This is a genomic window from Comamonas sp. 7D-2, from assembly GCF_022749555.1.
GTDB lineage: Bacteria > Pseudomonadota > Gammaproteobacteria > Burkholderiales > Burkholderiaceae_C > Comamonas > Comamonas thiooxydans.
In genome coordinates this window covers 510436-520000 of the sequence record NZ_CP094238.1, presented here as the reverse complement: position 1 = coordinate 520000, position 9565 = coordinate 510436, and the positions used below count along the sequence as shown (strand labels likewise).

11 protein-coding genes (1 of these 11 cut by a window edge) are annotated in these 9565 nt (G+C 61.9%); 2 read left to right on the top strand and 9 right to left on the bottom strand.

The features are described 5' to 3' along the window. The 7 genes in view from MPZ60_RS02400 to MPZ60_RS02370 are tightly spaced (at most 50 nt apart) and all read right to left on the bottom strand, a layout consistent with a single transcriptional unit that may run on beyond the window. On the bottom strand, positions 1–1025 hold the 5' portion of the coding sequence (locus MPZ60_RS02400; protein WP_207383069.1) for a chemotaxis response regulator protein-glutamate methylesterase. The gene continues 91 nt to the left of window position 1, outside the view; the window shows 1025 of its 1116 coding nt (coding positions 1–1025); its start codon is at positions 1023–1025; its stop codon lies off the left edge, out of view. Between the two features lie 13 nt (positions 1026–1038). Next, positions 1039–1758 (bottom strand): chemoreceptor glutamine deamidase CheD, encoded by a 720-nt coding sequence (gene cheD, locus MPZ60_RS02395; protein ID WP_034353171.1) that lies wholly within the window; start codon positions 1756–1758, stop codon positions 1039–1041. A 24-nt stretch (positions 1759–1782) separates the two neighbouring features. After that, positions 1783–2697, bottom strand: coding sequence for a CheR family methyltransferase (locus MPZ60_RS02390; RefSeq protein WP_034353168.1), 915 nt, complete (start codon positions 2695–2697; stop codon positions 1783–1785). Between the two features lie 17 nt (positions 2698–2714). Continuing rightward, positions 2715–3203, bottom strand: a complete 489-nt coding sequence (locus tag MPZ60_RS02385; RefSeq protein ID WP_003077929.1) for a chemotaxis protein CheW — start codon at positions 3201–3203, stop codon at positions 2715–2717. A gap of 50 nt (positions 3204–3253) precedes the next feature. Continuing rightward, entirely contained in the window at positions 3254–5458 is a 2205-nt protein-coding gene (locus MPZ60_RS02380; RefSeq protein WP_034353161.1) for a chemotaxis protein CheW, read from the bottom strand. 32 nt (positions 5459–5490) lie between these two features. After that, positions 5491–5853, bottom strand: a complete 363-nt coding sequence (locus MPZ60_RS02375; protein ID WP_003059121.1) for a response regulator — start codon at positions 5851–5853, stop codon at positions 5491–5493. 42 nt (positions 5854–5895) lie between these two features. Continuing rightward, positions 5896–6345 (bottom strand): hypothetical protein, encoded by a 450-nt coding sequence (locus MPZ60_RS02370; RefSeq protein WP_003065446.1) that lies wholly within the window; start codon positions 6343–6345, stop codon positions 5896–5898. A gap of 113 nt (positions 6346–6458) precedes the next feature. Here MPZ60_RS02370 and MPZ60_RS02365 point away from each other — a divergent pair, with 113 nt between their 5' ends. Both MPZ60_RS02365 and MPZ60_RS02360 read left to right on the top strand, forming a co-directional pair. Next, positions 6459–7580: an ATP-binding protein gene (locus MPZ60_RS02365; protein ID WP_034353157.1), complete on the top strand. Its 1122-nt coding sequence runs from the start codon at positions 6459–6461 to the stop codon at positions 7578–7580. 55 nt (positions 7581–7635) lie between these two features. Next, the gene (locus tag MPZ60_RS02360; RefSeq protein WP_034353154.1) at positions 7636–8274 is read left to right on the top strand and encodes a response regulator transcription factor; all 639 of its coding nucleotides are present in this window, start codon (positions 7636–7638) and stop codon (positions 8272–8274) included. Between the two features lie 124 nt (positions 8275–8398). Here the strand turns inward: MPZ60_RS02360 and fliR are convergent, their stop codons facing one another. Then, on the bottom strand, positions 8399–9163 hold the full coding sequence (gene fliR / locus MPZ60_RS02355; protein WP_003065453.1) for a flagellar biosynthetic protein FliR: 765 nt from the start codon (positions 9161–9163) through the stop codon (positions 8399–8401). After that, on the bottom strand, positions 9160–9429 hold the full coding sequence (fliQ, locus tag MPZ60_RS02350; protein ID WP_003059126.1) for a flagellar biosynthesis protein FliQ: 270 nt from the start codon (positions 9427–9429) through the stop codon (positions 9160–9162). The genes fliR and fliQ overlap by 4 nt, the downstream gene beginning before the upstream one ends. Positions 9430–9565: the final 136 nt, after the last annotated feature.

The following is a 9565-nucleotide window of genomic DNA, read 5'->3' as shown; positions in this document are numbered from 1 at the left end:
GCACCATGGGCAATGGCTTCGCGGGGCATGCCGAAGACGATGCAGGTGCTCTCGTCCTGCACCAGGTTGTAGCTGCCGGCATCGCGCATCTCGCGCATGGCGGTGGCGCCATCGGCCCCCATGCCGGTGAGCATGATGCCGTAGGCATTGCGCCCGGCGCTGGCGGCAACCGACTTGAACAGCACTTCCACCGAGGGCTTGTGACGGTTGACGGGCGGCGCATCATCGACCACGGCCACATAGTTGGCACCGCTGCGCGTGATGGAGAAATGCTTGCCGCCAGGGGCGATATAGGCATGACCGGGCAGCAAACGCTCGCCGTGCGTGGCCTCCTTGACCGTCATCTGGCACAGGCTGTTGAGCCGTGCCGCAAAACTGGTGGTGAAGCCCGGCGGCATGTGCTGGGTGATGACGATGGCCGGGCAGTCGGCCGGCAGATGCGTGAGCACCTCACGAATCGCTTCCGTCCCCCCCGTGGAGGCGCCGATGGCGATGATTTTTTCGGTCGAGATGCGACCCAGCAGGCTGGGGGCCGCCGGCGTACGCGGCGCTGCAAGCTTGGCGCCCGCACTCGCTGCCGCAGCTACGCCGTGCGGCACCACCGGCAGGCGGTGCACCTGGGCCACGGCAGCCACGCGGATCTTGTCCACGATCTGGCTGGCCAGCTCCTGCAGGCCGTTGGCCACGCCGACGCGGGGCTTGGCCACAAAGTCGATGGCACCCAGCTCCAGGGCGCGCATGGTGACTTCGGCACCGCGCTCGGTCAGCGTGGAGATCATCACCACCGGCATGGGACGCAGGCGCATGAGCCGCCCGAGGAAATCAATGCCGTCCATGCGGGGCATTTCCACATCCAGCGTGATGACGTCGGGGTTCAGATCGCGGATCATTTCACGCGCAATCAAGGGATCATTGGCCGAGCCGATGCACTCCATGTCATGCTGGCGATTGATGATCTCGGCCAGAAGACTGCGCACCAACGCAGAGTCGTCCACCACGATCACCCGGATTTTTGGCTTTAACAACGCTCAACCTTCCTCAAAACAGATCCACCGAGCCGCCCGCCGTATTGCGTGCCACCGCAGCCGCGCTGCCGCGACTGATTTCCTGCTGCACCAATGCCTCGGGATGGGCGTGTGCCAGGCGCTTGACCATGGCCTTGCCCGTGGATGGAAAAAACACCACCTTGCGCGGATAGATATCCAGCACGTCCTCGGAGACGATGGGAATGCGCTCGGTTTGCAGATACTCTGTCACAAAACTGGTGTTGCGCTCGCCCACATTCATGGTCGTGAAATTGGCCATGACCTGGGCGCCACCAAAAATCTTGGCCTGCATGGATTCGCGCCGTGCGCCCAGCTTGAGCATCTCGTTGATCAGCAGCTCCATGGCGTACGAACCATAGCGCCCCGAGACATCGCTGCTGTCGCCATCGGGCAGCATGAAGTGGTTCATGCCGCCAATGCGCATGAATCGATCCCAGAGACAGGCCGCGATGCAGGAACCCAGCACGGTGACGATGGCCATCTCGTCGCGCGAGACAAAGTACTCGCCCGGCAACACCTTGGCCGAATTGAGCTGGAAGTGCGGGTCGTAGTAGAAGAACGAGGCCTCGCCCGGCTGGCGCGGCTGGCGCTTGAGCTGCTCCAGCGATGAGACCGGCGCCGGCATGGCCGGATCAGGATAGCCCTGGGGCACGAAGCTGTTGCCGCGCAGGGGTCTGGCTGGCAGATCCAGCGGAGAGCTCAGATTCCTCATGACTTGCAGCCCTGCCCTTCAGCTTCATTGGCGCTCATAGACGGTCTTGCCCTTGAGCGCGAACAGATCGCGCGAATCGCTGAAGTTCTCGGCATGACCGACAAACAGCAGCCCGCCCGGACGCATCACCTGATGAATGCGCTCCAGCACGCGACGCTGAGTCGGTGCATCGAAATAAATCATCACGTTGCGGCAGAAGACGATGTCGAAGCTCTCCCGGAACGGCCAATCTCCGGCGATCAGGTTGACGTTGAGAAAGTCCACCATGCGGCGCAGTTCCGGCTTGACCCGCACCATGCCCGAGTTGGCCGAGCGCCCGCGCAGGAAAAAGCGGTGCAGCCGCTCGGTGCTCACGCCCTTGAGATTCTCTGCCCGGTACACGCCGCGCGAGGCGGTATCCAGCACGCGCGAGTCGATATCGCTGGCCATGAGCTGAAAGCTGGCCGAGCTGCCCAGACTCTCCACGGCCGTCATCAGGATGGAATAAGGCTCCTCCCCCGTGGAGGCCGCGCTGCACCATACCTTCCAGCCATTGCCGCCGGGTTTGTGGCTGCGCAGATGCTGGGCCAGGATGTCGAAGTGATGCTGCTCGCGGAAGAACGAGGTCAGATTCGTGGTGAGAGCATTGACGAACTCCTGCCATTCGGGCCCGTCATTGATGCTCTCCAGCCAGTCCAGATAGCTGACAAAGCTCTCATGCCCGGTCTCGCGCAGGCGGCGCGACAAGCGGCTGTAGACCATGGCGTGCTTGCCGTCATGCAGGCTGATGCCGGCACGCTTGTAGATCAGGGCCTGGACGCGGGCAAAGTCGCGGTTGGACCAGACGAACTCGCGCCCCTGCGCCAGCGGGCCGGACATGCCGCCCGGCAGCGCATCATCGTCCTGCTCAAGCCTGGCAGGAGAGGCTGCGAATGAAGCGCTACGTCCCAGGTTCAGCACACGGACCTCTGGCGCACTCAGGCTTCGGAGGCCACCAGGCCCATGTCGACATTGCCCATGAGCTTCTCGATGTCCAGCAGGATCAACATGCGCTCGCCCACAGAACCCAGACCCAGAATGCAGCCGCTGTCGATGGCGCTTTCGATATCGGGTGCGGGACGCACGGCATCGGCGGGCAGCTCCATCACATCGCTGACCGAGTCCACCACAATGCCGACCACGCGATTGCGCAGGTTCAGGATGATGACCACGGTAAAGGCGTTGTACTCCACCTCGGAGCAGTTGAAGCGCAGGCGCATGTCCACGATGGGCACGATGGTGCCGCGCAGATTGACCACTCCCTTGATGAACTCGGGTGCGTTGGCAATGCGCGTGGGCTGCTCGTAGCCACGGATTTCCTGCACCTTGAGGATATCGATGCCGTATTCCTCCTCGCCCAGGCGGAAGGTCAGATATTCGCGGGCACCGGTGGCCACGCCTTCGGCAGTCTTGTTGATGATGTTCATGTCAGCTCTCTCTGCGTTGTTCGGGTCGGCGACGGCTCAGGCCAGCGGCCTCAATGGCGGGTACGGCGCACCAGAGCGCCCGTATCCAGAATCAGCGCAACGGATCCGTCGCCCAGAATGGTGGCGCCCGAGACATTGGGCACCTTGCGGTAATTGCTTTCCAGGTTCTTGACCACCACCTGGTGCTGGCCCAGCAACTCGTCGACCAGCAGCGCCACGCGGCTGCCTTCGGCCTCGACCACCACCATGATGTTGCTGGTCTGGCTTTCGTCGGCGCGCGGCACCTGGAAAGTGCGCTCCAGCGCGATCACCGGCATGTATTCGTCGCGCACCTTGACCAGTTGCGTGCCATTGGCCACGGTGTTGACATCGTCGGCCTTGACCTGGAAGGACTCGACCACTGAGGACAGCGGCAGGATATAGACCTCTTCGCCCACCCCGACGGACATGCCGTCCATGATGGCCAGCGTCAGCGGCAGGCGCACGGCCACCTTCATGCCCACGCCGGCAACGGACTCGATCTCCACCGTGCCGCCCAGCGAGGTGATGTTTCGCTTGACCACGTCCATGCCCACGCCGCGGCCCGAGACATCGGTGACCACATCGGCCGTGGAGAAGCCGGGCGCAAAGATCAGCTGCCAGACATCGCTGTCGGGCATGCTGTCGGAGACATCCATGCCGCGCTCGCGCGCCTTGTTCAGAATCCTCTCGCGATTCATGCCCTTGCCGTCGTCGCGCACCTCGATGACGATGGAGCCGCCCTGATGGGATGCCGCCAGCGTCAGCGTGCCATGCTCGGACTTGCCTGCAGCGATGCGGTCCTCGGGCATCTCGATGCCGTGGTCCACGCTGTTGCGCACCAGATGGGTCAGCGGATCGGTAATCTTCTCGACCAGGCCCTTGTCCAGCTCGGTGGCTTCGCCCAGCGTGACCAGATCGATCTTCTTGCCCAGCTTGCCCGCCAGGTCGCGCAGCATGCGCGGGAAGCGGCTGAAAACCGTGGACATGGGAATCATGCGGATCGACATCACGGACTCTTGCAGGTCGCGTGTGTTGCGATCCAGATCGGCCAGACCGGCCAGCAGCTGCTGATAGGTCGTCGGGTCCAGCCCCTGGCTGTTCTGCGCCAGCATGGCCTGGGTGATGACCAGCTCGCCTACCAGATTGATGAGTTGGTCCACCTTCTTCACATCCACGCGGATGCTGGTGGACTCCATATGCGCAGCGGCAGCCTTGGGTGTGGCCTTCTGCACCGTGCTTCCAGCGCCGCCAATCACGGCATGCTCCTGATTTTGCTGAGCCTCGGGGCTGCCTGGAGCACCCGCAAAGAAACCGTAGGCTTCTTCGGCCGGCAGATTGTGGGGCGGCATGGCGGCTTCTTCATCCACCACGGCTTCCAGCTGCTCGACCACGGGCTCGGTTGCGTTCTGCGGTTGGGCGGCATCGCTGATCTGCACCTGCTCCTTGGAGACATGGAAGACAAACAGATCGCGCAGCTCGTCATCGGTGGACACCGTTCTGACCTTGAACAGGCGGTGATCGGCCTTGGTGCCGACCTGATCCTGAATCGTGCCCAGACCCGGAATATCCCGGAACAGCTCCTTGATGGCATCGCCCAGCTCCAGCCTGGACAGCGGGCCGATCTCGATCATCAGCTCGCGCGCACCCTCGGGAGGCTCGGTACCGATCACAGGGCCTGGCTCTGCCACCTGGGCTGCCGCAGGGGCCGGAGCTTGAGCGGGCGTATCCGCCACCACCGCGGCAACAACGGCAGCTGACTGCACAGGCTCGGCAGCCGCGGCACTGCGGTTGACCTGGGGAATCTCGGTCAAGCCCTGAGCCAGAGCCTCGATGCGCACCACCAGTTCCGCCGTGGAAACCGGTTCGCCCTCATCACCGGACTGGTGACGTGCCAGCAGGCTGCGGCTGGCGTCCGCCGACTCCAGCAGCACATCGACCATTTCGGGGATGGGCGTGATTTCATGGCGACGCAGGCGGTCCAGCAGGGATTCCATGCGGTGCGTGAGCTCGGTCACATCCGAGAAGCCGAAGGTCGCCGCACCGCCCTTGATGGAGTGAGCGCAGCGGAAAATACCGTTGAGCTCTTCATCGTTGGCGGCCGAAAGGTCCAGGCTGAGCAGCATCTGCTCCATCTGGTCGAGGTTCTCGCTGGCTTCCTCGAAAAAGATTTGATAGAACTGGCTAAGGTCGAAGTCTGCGCCCGAACCTGCGCCATCCTGGTGTGTATCCGCCATGGTGTTTCCTGCTGTGATTCGTTGTTATCGGCTTAACGCAGCACTTTTTGAATAACTTCGATCAATCGATTGGGATCGAAGGGCTTGACCAGCCAGCCCGTGGCACCTGCGGCCCGGCCCGCCTGCTTCATCAGGTCGCTGGATTCCGTGGTCAGTATCAAGATGGGCGTGCCCTTGAACTTCGGGTTTTCACGGAGCTTGCGCGTGAGACCGATGCCGTCCAGGCGCGGCATGTTCTGGTCGGCCAGCACCAGATCGATGTTTTGCGCCTGTGCTTTTTCCAGCGCATCCACACCGTCGACGGCTTCCACCACCTTAAAACCAGCACTGCTCAACGTGAAAGACACCATCTTTCGCATCGAGGGGGAATCATCAACAGCCAGAATCGATCGCATGTACAGCTCCAACAGACGGGCAACGGAAAACAGGGTAGAAGTTCAAAACAGCTCCACAGAGCCTGCATCCATCTCGCTTTGCGTGACGGGATTGGGCTTTTCGGGCAGGTTTGGCAGGCTGATGGCGGACTCCGCCTCATCCTCATCCCTGCCCATGGCGGCAGCCCCGAGCCTGAAAGCGCAGGCTTGCAAGGTATGTGCCATATGGGCAATCAGCTGAGACGACATATCGTGAAACTGGAGCTCGGTCACGGCCAGCCGCAACGACTCACGTGCTGTAGCCAGCGCAGCCGAATCGGGCAAGGCCGGCTGCGACAATTGCCCGTTGACTTGCTCGAAGCGCTCCAGCAGATTGTGCGTGGCATGGTCCAGCAGCCCCTCAAGACGCTGCAGATCACGCAGTGTGACCAGCAAGGCATCCTGCAGCTCCGCAGCCACCATCACCGGCACGGCAACTGCAGGCACACCCGAAGGGTTTTGCATCGTCTGCATTGTTACTCCAACTGCGTAAAACCATCATGACAGCCACGCCGCCATGCTCCACGAAATGAACCGCCCAGCAGCCTGCCCCGTGACCACATGGCCACACTTGACGACTACCCTCGATGTTCCAAAATGTATCCAATGATAGCGTCCTTGGCGATATGCAATTCCGGAATCAGACCTTGAAAATCCTTCATATTGAAGACTCTGTCGCAGATCAGGCTCTGGCACGCCTGAGCCTCAAGCGCGGGCAGTTGCCCTGCACGCTCACGACCGTGGACAGTCTGCAGGAGGTACGCGACGCCCTTGAGGCACAGGATTTCGACCTGATTCTGGCTGACTATCATCTGCCCGGCTTCACAGCTCTCGACGTCTGGGACCTGGTGCGAACCCGTGCCGATGCCCCTCCTTTTGTGCTGTTGTCGGGCGCCATCGGCGAATCCGCCGCCGTGGACATCATGCGGCTGGGCATCAGCGACTATCTGCTCAAGGACCAGATCAACGGCCTGCCCCATGTCATCAAGCGCGCCATGGAGGTCCATGAGGCGAGGCGAGCCCGCCGCCGCGCCGCACTGCAGCTGGCCGAGTCTGAAAAGCGCCTGGCCGAGCTGACCGAACATCTGCATACCAGCATCGAGCAGGAGCGCGCCAATATCTCGCGCGAGATTCACGACGACATAGGCGGCTCGCTCACTGCCGTCAAGTTTGATCTGGCCTGGCTGATCCGCAACAGCCCCGAGGGCAAGCAGCGCGAGCATGCCAGATCGGCACTGGAGATGCTGGAACACGCCCTGGGCGCCAGCCAGCGCATCATGCAGAACCTGCGCCCGCCCGTGCTGGATCAGGGACTGGTGGCCGCCGTGCAATGGCTGGCCCAGGACTTCGAGCGTCGCACAGGCATACCCGCCCGGCTGCACACCAGCCGTGAGCATATGGAAATAGCACCCGCGCAGCAGGTGGTGGTCTACCGTACGGCACAGGAATCCTTGACCAATATCAGCAAATACGCACAGGCCAACCAGGTGACGCTGGATTTGTCCGACCACGAGGGTTTTTTGACACTGGAAGTAACAGATAACGGGGTAGGTCTGAGCCAGGATGATCGCAAAAAGCCTCAGTCTTTTGGACTTAGAGGGCTAAGTGAGCGCGCGCGAACAATTCAAGGCTGGCTGGATGTGAGCAGCCACCCCGGCCGAGGAACCTCTATCATTCTCACCATTCCTCTGGCAGAGACCCAGGCATGAGCCATCCAACCACGCGCTTGTCCGGTCTGCCATCTGACTTCCTGGGAGAGCGACCTTGATTCACGTGGTGCTGTGCGACGACCATGCCATTTTGCGCCGGGGCATACGCGACACCCTGGCGGAGGCGACGGACATCAGCGTCACCGCAGAAGCCGGCAGCTATGCCGAACTGCGTGAGCAACTGCGCGACGCAGCTTGCGATGTGCTGCTGCTGGACATCAACATGCCGGGCCGCAGCGGCCTGGAAGTGCTCGCCAGCGTGCGCGAAACGCATCCGCAGATCCGCGTCATCATGGTCTCCATGTACCCCGAAGACCAGTACGCCTTGCGCAGCATCAAGGCTGGCGCGGCCGGCTATGCCAACAAGGCGGGGGATCCGGTGCTGCTGATCGACGCCGTGCGCACCGTCCACAGCGGACGCAAATACCTGACTGCCGAAGTGGCCCAGATGCTTGCCGACAGTCTGGCCCAGCCAGCCGCCCCCGTGCCGCATGAAACCCTGTCCGAGCGCGAGATGCAAACGCTGCTGAAGATTGCCAGCGGTCAGCGCCAGACCGAGATTGCGCAGGAGCTGATGCTCAGCCCCAAGACGGTGAGCGTATACCGGGCACGGGTGCTGGAGAAGCTGGGCATGGGCAGCAACGCGGAGCTGACCGCCTATGCCATCAAGAACGGACTGATAGATACACCCTGAGCCGCGCGGCGGGTCATCACTGGCTTGCGCGCCCGCATCGAGTCAGTTTTTCGCTTAAGGCCAAAAGCGGCCTTATTCCTTTGCCATAAAGCGCACTAAGCTATCAAACAGATAGTGCTTCGCACTAAACCCCGAAGACTGCCATCCCCTTTTGGAGCAAGGCCACCAGAGGCTGCTCCAGCAAAGGCAGAGTCGCCGTCAGGCCCAGCAGCCCCACAGTCAAGGTGACAGGAAAGCCCACGGCATAGATATTCATCTGTGGCGCGACACGGGAGATGATGCCCAGCACCAGGTTGACGAAGAGCAGCATGGCAATCATGGGCAGGGCAATCCAGAAAGCGCTGGCAAAGACGGCGCTGCCCATCTCGTGGATCCGCATCTGGGAGATGGCCTGCAGAAAGTTGCCATCGACGGGAAATGCCTCAAAGCTCTTGAGAACCGCCATTAGCACCAGCAGATGACCGTTGATGACGATGAACAGCAAGGTGGCGATCTGCACCATGAAGCGCGCCACGGCACTGAGCTGGGCATTGCTGGTCGGATCGAAGAAAGACGCGAAGTTCAGGCCCATCTGAAGGCCTATCACTTCACCTGCGACCTCGATGGCCGCCATCACCAGACGCACGGCAAAGCCAACGGACAGACCGATCACCACCTGCTGCACCAGAGTGCCCAGTGCCTGGGCCGAGGCAATGCTGACCACCGTCTGCTCGCCCAGCACCGGCTGCGCGCAAAGCGCAACCAGAAAAGCCAGCCCCACCTTGAGCCGCATGGGAATGGCTTTCTGAGAAAACACAGGCGCCGTGGTGAACAGCGCCAGCACGCGCACAAACGGCCAGATCAGTGGCGAGAGCCAGGCGGCAATCTGCGCTTCGCTAAAGGAAATCATCCCACCGAACCTGGAATGCTCTCTATGGTGCGACGAATGAAATCCACCAGCGTGGACAGCATCCACGGCCCGGCCACGGCAAACACCAGCACGGCGGCGATGAGCTTGGGCACAAAAGCCAGCGTGGCCTCATGCACCTGGGTCACGGCCTGAAAGACGCTCACCAGCAGACCCACGCCCATGACCACGCCCAGCACAGGCATGGAGATCATGAGCAGCAGGGTCAGCGCCTCGCGGCCAAAGGTCAGAACAAACTGAGAGGTCATGACGTTCTCTTAAAAATTCAATGAATCCAATACGCTTGCAACCGCCGCGGCTCAATGTACGAGACACCAAGGAAGGACCACCCCGTACCGAAGGTGTCGTCCCCTTGGGGGAAGGCGCGGGGCCGCCTAGGCAAGC